17 protein-coding genes and 1 riboswitch are annotated in these 14,667 nt (G+C 39.1%); of the genes, 2 read left to right on the top strand and 15 right to left on the bottom strand.

The window, feature by feature from the left end:
* Positions 1 to 26: 26 nt before the first annotated feature.
* The 3 genes from HHO41_RS08165 to HHO41_RS08155 form a co-directional block, all read right to left on the bottom strand.
* Positions 27 to 446: a hypothetical protein gene (locus HHO41_RS08165; RefSeq protein ID WP_169097334.1), complete on the bottom strand. Its 420-nt coding sequence runs from the start codon at positions 444 to 446 to the stop codon at positions 27 to 29.
* 119 nt (positions 447 to 565) lie between these two features.
* Complete coding sequence (gene scpB, locus HHO41_RS08160) at positions 566 to 1,153, bottom strand: SMC-Scp complex subunit ScpB (RefSeq protein WP_211171085.1); 588 nt, start codon at positions 1,151 to 1,153, stop codon at positions 566 to 568.
* A gap of 5 nt (positions 1,154 to 1,158) precedes the next feature.
* Positions 1,159 to 1,905, bottom strand: a complete 747-nt coding sequence (locus HHO41_RS08155) for a segregation/condensation protein A (RefSeq protein WP_169097330.1) — start codon at positions 1,903 to 1,905, stop codon at positions 1,159 to 1,161.
* A gap of 205 nt (positions 1,906 to 2,110) precedes the next feature.
* On the opposite strand from HHO41_RS08155, the gene HHO41_RS08150 reads away from it, so the two are divergent.
* Together HHO41_RS08150 and HHO41_RS08145 are read left to right on the top strand one after the other, a co-directional pair.
* On the top strand, positions 2,111 to 2,200 hold the full coding sequence (locus tag HHO41_RS08150; RefSeq protein ID WP_169097328.1) for a YjcZ family sporulation protein: 90 nt from the start codon (positions 2,111 to 2,113) through the stop codon (positions 2,198 to 2,200).
* 119 nt (positions 2,201 to 2,319) lie between these two features.
* Positions 2,320 to 2,862 (top strand): DUF309 domain-containing protein, encoded by a 543-nt coding sequence (locus HHO41_RS08145; protein ID WP_248278403.1) that lies wholly within the window; start codon positions 2,320 to 2,322, stop codon positions 2,860 to 2,862.
* Here the strand turns inward: HHO41_RS08145 and HHO41_RS08140 are convergent.
* The 12 genes from HHO41_RS08140 to HHO41_RS08085 all read right to left on the bottom strand — a co-directional run bounded on the left by HHO41_RS08140 (position 2,859) and on the right by HHO41_RS08085 (position 14,631).
* Positions 2,859 to 3,224 carry a GNAT family N-acetyltransferase gene (locus HHO41_RS08140; protein ID WP_169097326.1) on the bottom strand — a complete coding sequence of 122 codons (366 nt, stop codon included), beginning with the start codon at positions 3,222 to 3,224 and terminating at the stop codon, positions 2,859 to 2,861. The genes HHO41_RS08145 and HHO41_RS08140 overlap by 4 nt on opposite strands.
* 194 nt (positions 3,225 to 3,418) lie before the next feature.
* Complete coding sequence (locus tag HHO41_RS08135) at positions 3,419 to 5,242, bottom strand: APC family permease (protein ID WP_169097324.1); 1,824 nt, start codon at positions 5,240 to 5,242, stop codon at positions 3,419 to 3,421.
* A 128-nt stretch (positions 5,243 to 5,370) separates the two neighbouring features.
* A riboswitch (cyclic di-AMP (ydaO/yuaA leader) is annotated at positions 5,371 to 5,534 on the bottom strand.
* 87 nt (positions 5,535 to 5,621) lie between these two features.
* A complete protein-coding gene (lysA, locus tag HHO41_RS08130) occupies positions 5,622 to 6,941 on the bottom strand; it encodes a diaminopimelate decarboxylase (RefSeq protein ID WP_169097322.1) in 1,320 nt (439 codons plus the stop codon).
* 122 nt (positions 6,942 to 7,063) lie between these two features.
* Entirely contained in the window at positions 7,064 to 8,551 is a 1,488-nt protein-coding gene (locus tag HHO41_RS08125) for a spore germination protein (protein WP_169097320.1), read from the bottom strand.
* Positions 8,499 to 9,116, bottom strand: a complete 618-nt coding sequence (gene spoVAEA, locus HHO41_RS08120; RefSeq protein WP_169097318.1) for a stage V sporulation protein SpoVABEA — start codon at positions 9,114 to 9,116, stop codon at positions 8,499 to 8,501. Before spoVAEA ends, HHO41_RS08125 begins: the two co-directional genes overlap by 53 nt.
* A gap of 23 nt (positions 9,117 to 9,139) precedes the next feature.
* A complete protein-coding gene (locus tag HHO41_RS08115; protein ID WP_169097316.1) occupies positions 9,140 to 9,559 on the bottom strand; it encodes a stage V sporulation protein AB in 420 nt (139 codons plus the stop codon).
* Positions 9,549 to 10,169: a stage V sporulation protein AA gene (locus tag HHO41_RS08110; RefSeq protein WP_169097314.1), complete on the bottom strand. Its 621-nt coding sequence runs from the start codon at positions 10,167 to 10,169 to the stop codon at positions 9,549 to 9,551. Before HHO41_RS08110 ends, HHO41_RS08115 begins: the two co-directional genes overlap by 11 nt.
* Before the next feature lie 135 nt (positions 10,170 to 10,304).
* Complete coding sequence (gene sigF / locus HHO41_RS08105; protein WP_169097312.1) at positions 10,305 to 11,063, bottom strand: RNA polymerase sporulation sigma factor SigF; 759 nt, start codon at positions 11,061 to 11,063, stop codon at positions 10,305 to 10,307.
* Between the two features lie 12 nt (positions 11,064 to 11,075).
* Positions 11,076 to 11,516 (bottom strand): anti-sigma F factor, encoded by a 441-nt coding sequence (spoIIAB, locus tag HHO41_RS08100; protein ID WP_169097310.1) that lies wholly within the window; start codon positions 11,514 to 11,516, stop codon positions 11,076 to 11,078.
* 3 nt (positions 11,517 to 11,519) lie between these two features.
* A complete protein-coding gene (gene spoIIAA / locus HHO41_RS08095; protein ID WP_169097308.1) occupies positions 11,520 to 11,870 on the bottom strand; it encodes an anti-sigma F factor antagonist in 351 nt (116 codons plus the stop codon).
* A 122-nt stretch (positions 11,871 to 11,992) separates the two neighbouring features.
* Positions 11,993 to 13,171, bottom strand: coding sequence for a D-alanyl-D-alanine carboxypeptidase family protein (locus tag HHO41_RS08090; RefSeq protein ID WP_169097306.1), 1,179 nt, complete (start codon positions 13,169 to 13,171; stop codon positions 11,993 to 11,995).
* Positions 13,172 to 13,326: 155 nt separating this feature from the next.
* Positions 13,327 to 14,631, bottom strand: coding sequence for a pyrimidine-nucleoside phosphorylase (locus HHO41_RS08085; protein ID WP_169097304.1), 1,305 nt, complete (start codon positions 14,629 to 14,631; stop codon positions 13,327 to 13,329).
* Between the last annotated feature and the right edge of the window lie 36 nt (positions 14,632 to 14,667).

The following is a 14,667-nucleotide window of genomic DNA, read 5'->3' as shown; positions in this document are numbered from 1 at the left end:
TCATTTTTCCCCCATTTGTTTTAGTTCTATTGAGGTTGAACAATAAATTCAGATGGATTGCGAAGTTCATACCCCTGATTTTTATCAATCTCACGGAAAATCTCAGGTAATTTTGAAAACTCAATTTCCGCAAAATAGGAAGCGAAATCATCTCGCCTATTTATGTAAATACGCTTACGGTCACTTAAAGCAGGATTCTTGATTAAACAAACAAGGGCAACAATATCCTTGAAGGTAACCTCTTTTGTATCAATATGAAAAAGCGTTTTATCAGTATAAGGGGTAAACTCACTTATTACCTCGTCAAAATATCGAACATATAAGACATGCAGGATTTTTTCTTCACCATTATCAACATAGACTACTTCACTACGATTAAAAAAATCCTCTGAAGTATTAGGTTTTTCTTTTTCTAACTCATAGCCTTTGCATTGTTTTACAAGCAAAATGACTCCCTCCTTCGGACAATCAAAAAACCGCCATTGCTATACTCCTAAAATCATTTTAGGAGCATATAAATAACAATTTTATTTTACCATATCCGTCAGAAAATGTGTCAGAAAAGTTACGAGTCGAGAGCCTCTTGAAACTTATCAAAGAATAAATCGGCTTCCTCTTGTACATATTCCTCATCTACTTTGTCAGGAAGTGGCGGAAGCTCTTCAATAGTACGAAGACCAAAATAATCCAGAAATTCCTTCGTTGTTCCATAGAGGATGGCCCGTCCTGTACCTTCAGCTCGACCAACTTCCTTAATAAGTGCCTTAGCTACGAGAGTTTGCAGTGGCCGCTCTGTTTTTACTCCGCGAATTTCTTCAATTTCGACACGAGTAATAGGTTGTTTATAGGCAATAATGGCAAGGGTTTCGAGCGCTGCCTGCGAAAGATGACTGGTTCCAGGTGCTTCAACCAGCTTCTTCAAATATTCGGCATTTATTTTCTTAGTCGCTAATTGAAACGTACCTGCAAGCTGGACAATCGAAATGCCTCTTGCCGCATTTTGTTGATAATCCTGCTTCATTTCTTCAATTAATTCGATAGCTCGTTGCTCCGACATTTCCAGGACTTCTCCCAATTGTTTCACGGTTAAGCCTTCATCACCTGCAGCAAACAATAAGCTTTCGATTATGCCTTTAAGTTGATTCTTTTCCAAACACATCACTCCTTCACAGCGGAGACGAAAATATCAGCAAAATTTTCCTCCTGCTCCACGTGAATTTCTTTTCTTTTCATTAATTCTAATATAGCCAAGAAGGTTACAACAATATGCCCACGTTCTGGGTAAGGAAATAATTCAAAGAAGTTTTTCCTGCCCGGTACAGTTTTAAGCTCTACAAGGATTTCTTTCATCCTTGTTTGAATCGGAATTTCCTGCTTGGTAATCTTCGTTGGCAATGGCTTCTGTAGTTTTTTCCGTCTTAATAGCTTTTGAAATGCGCCCAGCATATCGTATAAGGTGACATTCAGTTCTCTTGTTTCTTGTTTAATCGTTCCTGCTAGCTCAGAAAGGTCACTTGGTGCTTTCGTATAAATCATGCTTCGCTCTTCCTCTAGCGATTTTAAATCCTGAGCAGCTTCCTTATATTTGCGGTATTCTATGAGCCGTTCAACCAGTTCTTCACGTGGATCCTGCTCCAATTCAATATCAAAGCCTTCCTCATCATGTTCTTCTTCATACTTCGGCAGAAGCATCTTACTTTTAATTGCCAACAAGGTCGCGGCCATTACTAAAAATTCACTGGCCACATCAAGTTGTAGCTCATTCATCGTATGAATATACAGTAAATATTGTTCTGTAATTTTTGCGACAGGGATGTCGTATATATCAATTTCCAATGTATTAATAAGATGTAAGAGGAGGTCCAGCGGTCCTTCGAAGGCATCAATCTTTACATTATACTGCATGCTAATCACCAAAATTTCATTCAGATAAGTTTTACCATATTCATGAAAACACTATTTCTAGTATAGTAGATGAAGGATTTTAATCCAATACAATTTTCAACGTGTAGATTTTTGTTAACAAAACTATGACAATCGCCCAAACCACTTCTCTTTTCTTACATATGATGCACTGTAATACGTTACATCTTTAAGAGGAGGAATGGATATGTCAGATGGATATCGTCACGGCGGTGGCTTTGCCTTAATTGTTGTCTTGTTCATTTTATTAATTATCGTAGGTGCTTCTTGGTTCTAAGTAAAAGAGCCGTTAATTGAAACTGTAACTCACAATGCCCAGCTTTGTAGCTGGGCTTTATCGTTTTTCATCAACAAAGCTTATGTGTTACACTGTTTTTATTAATTTAAGGGAGTAGAATGATGTACCCATCAGCTTATATACAGTATTTAGTTCATTTTCATGGAGACAGGGATTATTTTGAATGCCATGAAATTTTGGAAGAGTATTGGAAGGGTTTACCAAATGAAAACAAACAATCTATTTGGGTTGGCTTCATCTTGCTTGCTGTCTCCAATTATCACTATCGGAGACAGAACACTAATGGCGCGGAGCGAACACTTCAAAAAGCCATCACCATTTTACGTAAACAGCAAAAGACACCAATCCAATTAGGTCTTGATTTTCCTAAATTATTGTTAGGTTTAGAAAAACGCCTAGTAGATATTCAAACGAATCAGCACTACCACAGCATCAATCTTCCAATTATTGACGAGAAACTTTTAAATCTTTGTCTAAGCTATACAGAGGCAATGGGCCTTGCTTGGGGACAGGATAGTAACCTCCACCAGATGGACATTATAGATCGCCATAAATTGCGCGACCGAAGTGAAGTTGTCAAACAACGGCATCAAGCACTATACATGAAACGAACGCAAAAAGAAAGCAGGGAGCCTAATTAACCCCTGCCTTCTGATTTTTCACAATGTATACACTTATCAACGAATGGTGCTGTAATTTCATTTGCTGTAAATCCTTTTCCAGGATACAGTTCTCGAAGGGCTGATACCATTTCCTTTCCGATTCCATGGTGCCGATGGGATGGATTCACAGAAATATGCTGAACAACTAAGCAACTTGGCTCATTAACAATCCCAACTAGTCCGATAATATCTTCATCTTTCCATAAGAAAAGCTGCCAATGCTCATCTGACTCATACTGTTTCATCGTTTGCTGTAACTTCTTCAAATCTTTTTCTGTTGGCATAAATGACAACAAGCCCATTGCTATTTTCTCAAAAGTTTTCTTATAACGAATTAACATATTGTATCCCTCATTAATTATATAAACATGTCCAGACCACGATACACACACTTTCAACAATCCATGCATTTATTTCACTATGATGACATTATATGTACACGTTTCTTTTTGTTGCAAACGAACATCATTGTTTTCATCATACATAATTCAAAGATTTTCTTCAATGAAAATTTAATAAACCTTATTTTACACTATTATTTCTTAAAATGAAACGGTACGGTGGCCACAACTACTTTTCTTTTGTATAGCAAATAGGCACGTATTAGTATACTTGATTGATTGTGTAAAATATTGTGCCAGCTTTTCTTGGGAATAAACTGCGGAATTAATACAGTAACCCAATAATTTGATTCATTTGCCTTATGTTCCACTGTATCGATAAATTTTGTCAACGGATTAATAATACTCCGATAATGTGAATGTAGTGTTACAAGTCTTACATTAGGTTGCCAGCTCTTCCATTTTTGCTCAAATTGTTTCTCATCGTCTCGATCAAAGGATACATATACAGCAATGACTTGATCTGTTAGCGATTTGGCATAACTAATTGAGTTTTCAACAACCTGTGTAATGCCTGCGACAGGAACAATAATTACATTTCCCTTAATTGGAACACTTCCAGCGTCTTCTTTCAGTCTCAACTGTTCTCCCACCGCTTCATAATGAATTTTAACACGATGGAAACACACTACAATGATAGGTAAGAAAATGAGCACTGACCACACTTGACCGAACTTGGTAATGAAAAAAATCATCATAACCGTAAAGCTAATCAATGCACCAGTTAGATTAATGATAAACCTCGAGAGCCAGCCTTTTGGCTTCTCCCGTAACCACTTAAGGAGCATTCCAGTTTGCGAAAGTGTAAAAGGGATAAACACGCCGACAGCATAAAGTGGAATGAGCTGCTCAGTTTGCCCATTAAAAGCAATGATTAATATAATTGAACCGACAGATAAGGCGATGATTCCATTTGAATAGCCAAGCCGATCACCGCGAATGGTAAACATTCGAGGCATATACTTATCCTTTGCTAAACTAAAAGAAAGCATCGGAAATGCCGAGTAGCCTGTATTAGCAGCTAAGACAAGAATGAGAGCTGTTGTTGCCTGTATAAAATAATACAAGCCATTTCGGCCAAACGTTTGCGCAGCAATTTGTGATACAACTGTTTCAGTGTGTGAAGGAGAAATCCCGTAATAATAAGCTAAAAACGTAATCCCCGAAAATAACACTGCCAATAATGATCCCATTAATAATAAAGTCTTTGCAGCATTATTTGGAGCAGGGTCTTTAAAATTTGGAATTGCATTTGAAATAGCTTCAACACCCGTTAATGCTGAACACCCTGATGCAAAAGCCCGTAATAATAAAAATAATGATATTCCCGCAACAGGTGTCCCAATTGCCGGATGCAAATCGGGAGAAACTTGACCCGTCGCAATCTTATAACAGCCAACACCGATTAAAATTAATAGAGCAAATACAAATAAATATACAGGATAGGATAGCACGGACGCTGACTCCGTTAGCCCTCTCAAATTCAGAACAGTAATCAGCATCACAAGAATAACCGCAATGATAACCGTGTGACCATGAAGGGTTGGAAAAGCAGATGTAATAGCATCAGTTCCTGCAGATACACTAACCGCGACTGTTAAAATATAATCCACTAGTAAAGAGCCACCTGCAATTAATCCGGCATTTTCACCCAGATTCTCTTTAGAAACTACATAGGCTCCTCCACCATGAGGATATGAAAAAATGATTTGTCGATAAGATAAAATGAGTGCTGTTAATAAAAATAGAACTCCGATAGCAATTGGTAAAGTATACCAAAAGGCAACCATACTTACAGTTACAAGTACCAGTAATATTTGTTCTGTCCCATATGCAACCGATGATAAAGCATCGGAAGAAAGAATCGCCAACGCCTTTAGTTTATTTAGCTTTTGATGACCAAGCTCATTAGATTTTAACGGGCGACCAATTAATAATTTTTTTATCGATGTATACATACTCCAACCACCATACACAAATTAATTTGTTATATAAATAAATTTGTAGACCGTTTAAACAAAAAATGCCCACAGAGGCATAAAGCATCCCCCTGTGGACATTGTTAAATCATGTCGCATCAGCGTCACCTTCCTCTCACATAACGCTGACGAGGTTAGCTGTCGGATTCGGGCCATTTGAGTAGCCCTACCACAAAAAGCGAAAGCGATTTTCGTGGATTCACCCCAAGTAAACTGTTGAAGTTTACCGATTGGTTCCCCCGCTCCAATAAGGATTAAGCGATTTAAGAATATGAAACTGATGATTATCATACTCCCGTACATTTGTTTTGTAAAGAGTAGTTTTCATTAAATTATTATATTTGTTTTCATTAAATTATTATATTTTCAATTTTGCTTTAATGGGTAAATCTAGTTTTACTAAATCTTGATAGGTCTCACGTTTTACGACTAAAGTTGCTTCAGCATTTTCCACGAAAATAACTGGTGGACGGGGGATTCGATTATAGTTATTAGCCATTGAATACCCGTAAGCACCCGTGCAAAAAACAGCGAGTAAATCTTGATCAGTAGTCTTAGGTAGGGGTAGATCCCAAATCAGCATATCCCCAGATTCACAGCATTTCCCGGCAATACTAACCGTTTCTTCTATCTTATCCAAAGGACGATTGGCTAATACAGCTTCATACTTAGCTTGATACAATGAAGGACGAATATTATCACTCATTCCACCATCAACAGCCAAATAATTTCTCACATTCGGAACTTCTTTACGGGAACCCACTTTATAAAGTGTTGTACCTGCATCTCCAACTAATGAACGTCCTGGTTCGATCCAAATTTCCGGCATTTCCATTTTGTAGTTTTCAGCTTGGGCTTTAACCTCAGCAATGATTTTCTCTACATATTGATGAGGCTCAAGCGGCTCGTCTTCATTTGTATAGCGGATACCAAATCCTCCGCCAAGATTCAATACTTGAGGAATGTACTGATGGGTGTCTCGCCATTGCGCTAATTTTTCAAAGATCTTTTGGGCTGCTAAAATAAACCCTGTCGTTTCGAAAATTTGTGAGCCAATATGGCAATGAATCCCTAATACCTCAAGCCATTCAGATTTCATCCCAATGGTTAGCGCAGTTTCCGCCTGCCCATTTTGCAAATCAAAACCGAATTTGGAATCCTCTTGTCCGGTTAAAATATAATCATGGGTATGAGCTTCGATACCAGGCGTAACTCGGATCAAGATATTTGCCTTCATATTTCTTTGTGCACAAATTTCGGCTAGTAAATCTAATTCATAGAAATTATCCACAACAAAACAACCAATTTGAGCATCAAGTGCCATGTTTATTTCCTCAACGCTTTTGTTGTTACCATGAAAATGAATCTTTTCAGCAGGGAATTCCGCACAAAGCGCAGTGTACAATTCTCCTCCTGACACAACATCAAGAGATAACCCTTCTTCCTTTGCCAACTGCACCATCGCCACTGTGGAAAAGGCCTTACTTGCATATGCTACTTGCGCTGGCACATTAAGGTTATCAAATGTCTTTTTAAAGCCGCGGGCCCGATTGCGAATTAATGCCACATCATAAACATATAATGGCGTTCCGAAAGTCTGTGCTAACTCGGTCGTATCAACTCCGCCTATTTCCAAATGCCCTTTGCTATTGACTTTGGTTGTTCCATGAAAGTACATCCTTTTCCCTCCAAAACAAGCTATAAGCAAATAGACAGTTCCGCTTACGACACTGTCTATTTTCCTTCAATTTAATTAAACCCACTTTATCACAATTATCAGTCATCTGTAAATCTTTTTTCCTAGGAATTAGCAGGCTGCTTTTGGCGGTTCTTTGGATGTACAATACTTGGGCGAATTTTATCCCCGGGTACACTAGTCCGAACAATAATCTGCATCGCTGCTTTGGGATTAAACGGAAGAAACGGCCACAAATATGGCGTATTCAAGGAGTGAATCCCAGCCAAAAATAGCAGATAGACTGTTGTGCCAATCACAAATCCAGGGGCATGAAAGAGTGCAACTGCAATCAACAACAATAATCTTCCAATTTTATTGGCTATACTCAATTCATAGCTTGGTGTGGTAAATGTCCCAATCGTCGCTAATGCCGCATATAAAATGACCTCTGGAACAAATAAACCAACATCAATGGCTATCTGTCCAATTAAAACGGCAGCAATCAAACCCATAGCTGTAGAGAGTGGTGTTGGCGTATGAATTGCTGCCAACCTCAAGAATTCCAATCCAACATCAGCAAGGAAAAGCTGTACCACTACTGGAATATTCGTTTGTTCATTTGGTCCAATAAAAGCTAACTTTTCAGGTAATAAATGGGGCTCAAGTACAAATAAGAACCATAACGGTAATAAAAATAGTGATATAATCACTCCCAAAAAGCGAACCCAACGTACAAACGTTCCAACTGCAGGAGATTGGCGAAATTCCTCAGCGTGCTGCAAATGATGAAAATATGTAGTCGGCGTGATTATCACACTAGGTGAAGTATCTACATAAACTAACACATGTCCCTCAAGTAGATGAGTTGCAGCCACGTCAGCTCGCTCCGTGTATCTTACTAATGGGTAAGGATTGTAACCTTGTTTCAGCAAAAATTCCTCCACCGCTTTATCTGCCATCGTAAGTCCATCAATTTTGATTGCCTCAATTTCTTTCTTAATGATACTAACTAAATCATCGTCTGCAACATCTTTTATATAAGCGACCGCAATATCTGTTTTTGACCGTTCCCCCACCTTGATTATTTCAAATCGAAGTCTTTCGTCACGAATTCTTCGTCTAGTTAATGCCGTATTCACTACAATATTTTCAACGAAACCGTCCCTTGAACCACGAACCACTTTCTCTGTATCAGGCTCCTGTGGTGACCTTCCAGGATAGCTGCGAACATCGACGACGAGTGCTTGCACTTCACCTTCGACCAAAACAGCCATGAGCCCAGATAATACTTGATCAACCATTTCATCTAAGGATTCTACCGGCTTAACTGATTGGTGGACGAGCTGATTTTCGACCATTTGAAAGAGATTAGTGGATAATTTTTCTTGTTCATTTATTCGGAGAAGCTGCTCCATGATTTCGATAATAAAGTTCGTATCGCATAAACCATTTACATAATATAAATGAACATTCTTTCGTACGAGCTTAATTTTACGCACACCAAGATCGAAACTTGTCCCAAGTCCAATTTTTTCTTTAAAATAGCTTTCAATTTCATCAAGTGATTCCGGTATTGGGTGTTTCTTCTTTTTCTTCAAATCGATTGCCATAATATCCACTCCTTTCGAGAATAATCTCGACTGCTTTCTTCGTTATTGGCGAACCTCTTTCAAAGTGATCGTGTTGCGCCATTTTACCAATATCGCCAATTCCCACAACAACTGGAAAATCAAACTGATCTAGACAATAGACGGTATCACCATTGATTCGGCCCATCTCAAGCTCAGGTATACCAAATTTATCAACTCCATACGGAGTTAACACGCCTTCCCGATCAATACAAACATCAACTTTTGTCCATTCGGCATCTTTCGTTTTGGCCGCGACAGCAATTACACCTAGTACGTTGATATCGGGATGGGTCACAACATATTTTAATGCCTCTTCTCCGGCACCTTCACCGACGTAGCCACTGTCGTCAAACATCACAAAGACAGGATCATATGGGGCTTTTTTTATCTGTTTAATTAAATCACCACCCTTTAACGAAGTGGGATTTCCATGTGACATTGAAATACACCTGCCACCAATTTCAGCTGCGACACCTTCTACAGCTTTTCGAGCATAGTCATCTCCGTCTGTTACGATGATAATCTGCCGTCGTTTATGCTCCATTTTTTTGACCTTCTTTCTTAAGATCAATTAACAAAATAAATCCAATGAAACAATGAACCAAAAATTTTTCCCAAAACAATCGCCATCATTAATATTTCAATTCGATCTTCAATGCCAATGCGCTTTGCCAAAATCGGAAAAACATTTAATACTTCAGTTAATCCCGCCGCCAACATTCCGACAAAAACCCCACTTGCCAAGCCCATTGCCATAATTAACACGGGAGAAAGAATAAATACCGGGTCCCTAAGACTAGCATAGGTACCGACAACCGCCCCGATGACAATTGCCCATTCATAAGAACGAATCATTTTCATTGTTTTGGATAATTGCATGAGCCGAGGTAAAATTCCCAAAACTGTTAAAAATGCCACAAAACCCGCTCCAACCGCCAATCCGCCAGCAAGACTTAAAAAAACCACAAAGACGATTTTAATAATCATCGATATGCTTCACGCTTTCCTTGTTTTCATGCATAATCACATATTGATCAATATCTTGCTGGTAATTAAACATTTCCACCTCTAATGGACTTGGTTCTTCATTAATTCTTTTTCGAAAGAAATGATTAAAAAATAAAATCATTCCAAGTCCCAACCCAAGGGAATAAGGGATTTGAAACAGGAGCGGTTTGAGCTCTTTTTTACCAGTGACCATTGTATAGAGCTTTTGATGAACGACTTGCATGCTTACATCCTCATGAAAATTCATAATCGTTAATGCTGCACCGAAGAATAATAAAAACCAAATTAACAAAAAAGCAGGAACTGAGAATTTTTTCTTTTTAAGAATAACCTCAACAATCGTTTGTGATGGTCCGATCATTTGTACATCGCTATTAGGTAGTATACTGGTGATTCTTTTAATAACCTTCATTGCATCAATAATGACGATATTACGATCTGCATTTGTTACCTGATATATTTCAAGTGTTTGAAGTATGTTTATTAAATCGTCATCGGCAATAATTAGCGCAATATCCTTTAATACTACTTTGTCTTCCTTTCGAACCTGACTTCGGTTCCGCATGCGAATGTAGATTGTTTTGTCCATCCCATTCACTTCCCAATACATTGTTTTCTTAATAAATAGTATGAGTTTGATATTTTTCTTTCATGATGTCCAAATTATGGTGGATTTGTTTAGTTGCTGTTTTTTCCCTGCAAACAAAATAAAAGACCGCATGGATTATTGGTCCATACGGTCTTTCATTTGTTGGAGTATTTTTTTCTCAAGCCGTGAGACTTGAACCTGCGATATTCCTAAGCGAGTGGCAACCTCTGATTGAGTTTGGTCCTTATAATATCTTAAATACACAATCAACCGTTCCCGCTCATCTAAATCAAGGATGGCCTCTTTTAAAGCAATTTTATCGAACCATTTTTCCTCATTTCCATCATCAATCTGATCTAAAAGTGTAATCGGATCTCCATCATTTTCAAATACTGTTTCATGGATGGAGGTTGGAGTTCGGCTTGCTTCCTGGGCCATGATGATATCCTCGGGAGAAATCTCCAAAAACTCGCCCAGCTCACCAACAGTCGGAATTCTCCCCAATGTTTTCGATAATTCATCCTTTGCTTTCCTTATCTTATTGCCTAATTCCTTTAATGATCTGCTAACCTTGACCGTTCCATCATCACGGATAAACCTTTGAATTTCTCCGATAATCATTGGGACTGCATAAGTAGAAAATTTCACATCATAAGATAAATCAAATTTATCCACTGATTTTAATAATCCAATACAGCCGATTTGAAATAAATCATCCGGTTCATAGCCGCGATTAAGAAAGCGCTGGACGACAGACCATACGAGCCTCAGGTTCTTCTCAACAATCAAATCACGTGCAGCTTGATCACCTGTTTGGCTTCGTTTTATTAATTCTTTCACTTCATGGTCCTTTAGGTAAATCTGCTTACTATTGTTTTTTACCTCCACATCCATAGGCAAGACTCCTTAATTGCATAGCATTTTATTTTGGGATAAATGCTTCTTTAACTTGATAATCGTTCCATTGCCTGTGTGCGAAGAAACCTCTACTTCATCCATGAAGTTTTCCATAATGGTAAAACCCATACCGGACCTTTCCAATTCTGGTTTTGTTGTAAATAGAGGCTGCCTCGCTTCCTCCACATCAGCAATGCCAATTCCCTTATCTTTAATTGTCATTTCAACAAAACCATCCTCTAGTGTAACGGAAATATAAACCATCCCATTCGGGTCATTGTTATAGCCATGAATAATCGCATTGGTTACCGCTTCAGATACGACTGTTTTAATTTCAGTTAATTCATCCATTGTCGGGTCTAATTGAGCAATAAAAGCGGCCACAGTAACCCGTGCGAATGATTCATTTTGACTTAATGCGCTAAACTTTAGCTCCATTTTATTTTTCATATGTCAGGCTACCCCCAATCTTTGTAAAGCAAATTCTTCCGTCTGCTCTAGCTTTATGATTTTAAATAAACCTGACATATCAAATAGACGTTTTATTGCAGGAGAAATAGCGCATACAACCATTTCACCATGGAGTTGCTTGATTTGTTTATATCTCCCTAAAATAACCCCTAGTCCTGAACTATCCATGAATGTCAGCTGTTCAAGGTTTAACACAATATGACGTATGTTCGATTCTTCAATTGACTTGGATGCAAGTTGGCGAAGCTCTTCTGCGGTGTGGTGGTCTAATTCCCCATCTAACCGAATGCATAGTACATCATGCTTTATAACCATATCAATGTTTAGACTCACGATCCAATGCCTCCTTAATTGGTATAGTGAGTCAATTCGCTGCGGATAGAACACTTTCCTTCTTTACGGACAAAACTAGTGAGAATTCGCTAAAACTAGAAGCCATCGATGATATTTCGACGTTAATCACTCATTTTTGAAAACATTCCAAAGGAACGTTTATACAATTCCCACCATGTTGCGGTTTTGATTGATTCATTTGCCACCAATGGACTTTCTGTGAGCACTTTACCTTTGGAAACAAGTTGCAAGGTCCCAATTTGATCGCCTTTATTGACAGGTGCCTTGATGTCTTTATTAATAACAATTTTCTTCTTAACATTCTTTATATCTTCGCCTTTTTTGGTGAGGACCGAAATAGGCTCGCTTGTCACAATTCCTAATGTCTTTTTACTCCCTTTGCTGACTTTTGTCAGGGCAACCGCAGTATTTCGTTTATAAATTGGGTGGGTTTTGTACTGGGCAAATGCAAAATCAAGCATTTTTGAAACTTGGGCGTTTCGATCTTTAGAAGTAGGCGCCCCAAATACCACGGCAATAACCCGCATTCCTTCCTTTTGTGCAGTTGCAGTGAGACAGTATTTTGCTTCACCAGTAAATCCAGTTTTCAAACCATCAACACCCGGATAAAATCGGACTAGTTTGTTCGTATTGACAAGCCAGAATTTCTTATCGCTATTTTCACGCAAATACGCCTCGTAGGTACCAGTAAACTTGGTAATGTCTTGATATTTCAAAAGCTCCTTCGCCATCATCGCCATATCATGAGCGGTGCTGTAATGATTATCAGCTGGCAATCCGGTCGTATTATTGAAATGAGTATTTTTCAACCCTAGTTCATTTGCCTTTTCATTCATTCTCTCAACGAAAGCCGATTCCGCCCCAGCGATGCGTTCAGCCATTGCAACACTCGCATCATTCCCTGAGCCAATCGCAATTCCCTTAAGCATTTCCTCAACCGTCATTTCTTCTCCCGGCTCCAAAAAGATTTGTGAGCCGCCCATAGAGGCTGCATATTCACTCGTGCGGACCTTTTCCTTCCAATCAAGCTTTCCTTGATCAATTGCTTCCATAATGAGTAGCATCGTCATGATTTTTGTCATGCTAGCTGGTGGCAATTTTTCATTGCCGTTTTTTTCGTATAAAATAGAACCTGTATCTCTTTCAATTAAAATGGCAGATCTTGCATTATCGACAAGCTCTGAGCTTTTCTGCTCTGGTTTTTCTTGGGCAGAAACTGAAGGTATTACTACTGTCATACTAAGTAATATCGCTATCACTATGCTTAAGTTGCGTTTCATCATCATAAACCTCCCATTCTTGATAGATTTCATTTTTTACCAACAATGGATTTTTTATACTAAAATTTACATCGAGTGGAAATATTTTCTTTTGATGCACAAAAAAACGCCAAGTTTGCACTTCCATTGCAAACTTGGCGTTCTTTCACCGATATTTAGTCTTTAATTTGTTCATATATCAAAGTGGGAGCATGAACTGCCTCCGATGAAAGTTTGATATTTTCGTACAGCTTTTCTTTCACTGCTTCAACGTTTTCAGTATTGCTGTAAATGGTCACGAGTGATTCACCTTGTGCGACTTTATCACCGATTTTCTTTCGAAGCACCAGTCCAACAGCTAAATCAATTTGTGATTCCTTCGTTGCTCGTCCAGCACCGAGAAGCATGGCTGCCGTACCCACGGCATCGGCAACGATTTCTGCAACATAACCTGATTCCTTGGCAGGCAATTCGAATTTGTAAGCAGCTTGCGGAAGCTTTGTCGGATCATCCACGACCGAACCGTCGCCGCCCTGTGATTCAAGAAACTGCTTAAACTTAGATAATGCCGCACCATCTTGAATCACACCAATTAACTTCTCACGAGCCTCTTCAAGCGTTGCAGCTTTTTCCGCAAGATAGACCATATAGCTTCCAAGCGTCAAACATAGCTCAGTCAAGTCTTCTGGACCCTCACCGCGAAGTGTTTCAATCGCTTCCTTCACCTCTAGTGCGTTTCCTATCGCATATCCTAACGGTTGGCTCATATCAGAAATAATCGCCATCGTCTTGCGCCCCACATTATTCCCGATTCTCACCATTGCATGGGCAAGCTCGCGTGCTTCCTCCTGCGTTTTCATAAAGGCTCCTGCTCCAGTTTTTACATCAAGAACAATCGCATCAGCACCAGCGGCAATTTTTTTACTCATGATTGAACTAGCAATGAGCGGAATGCTATTTACCGTTGCGGTCACATCGCGAAGTGCATAAAGCTTTTTATCGGCAGGCGTTAAGTTCCCACTTTGCCCGATTACCGCCAGTTGGTTTTGATTCACCAGTTCAATAAATTGCTCGTTGTCGATTTCAACATGAAAGCCGCGAACAGCTTCCAACTTATCAATTGTCCCACCTGTATGACCTAAGCCACGACCGGACATTTTCGCAACAGGCACTCCAAGCGCTGCCACAAGCGGACCAAGCACTAACGTCGTTGTATCACCGACACCACCTGTTGAATGCTTATCAACTTTAATCCCATCAATGGCCGAAAGATCGATTTGATCCCCAGATTCAACCATTGCCATTGTTAAATTGGCGCGCTCCGTATCTGTCATCCCTTGAAAAAATATCGCCATTGTCATGGCACTCATTTGATAATCAGGAATCGTTCCTTTCGTATATCCCTCAATAATAAACTGTATCTCTTCGTTCGAAAGCTCAAAACCATCACGTTTTTTTTCTATTAGGTCGACCATTCTCATTAGTTGAACACCACGTTTCTCAAAATTAACCTTGAA

The sequence above is a fragment of the Bacillus sp. DNRA2 genome (assembly GCF_012843265.1).
In the GTDB taxonomy this organism is placed as follows: Bacteria; Bacillota; Bacilli; order Bacillales; family Cytobacillaceae; genus Bacillus_BU.
The sequence above is the reverse complement of the archived record's forward strand: the minus strand, read 5'-3'. Positions and strand labels throughout refer to the sequence as shown.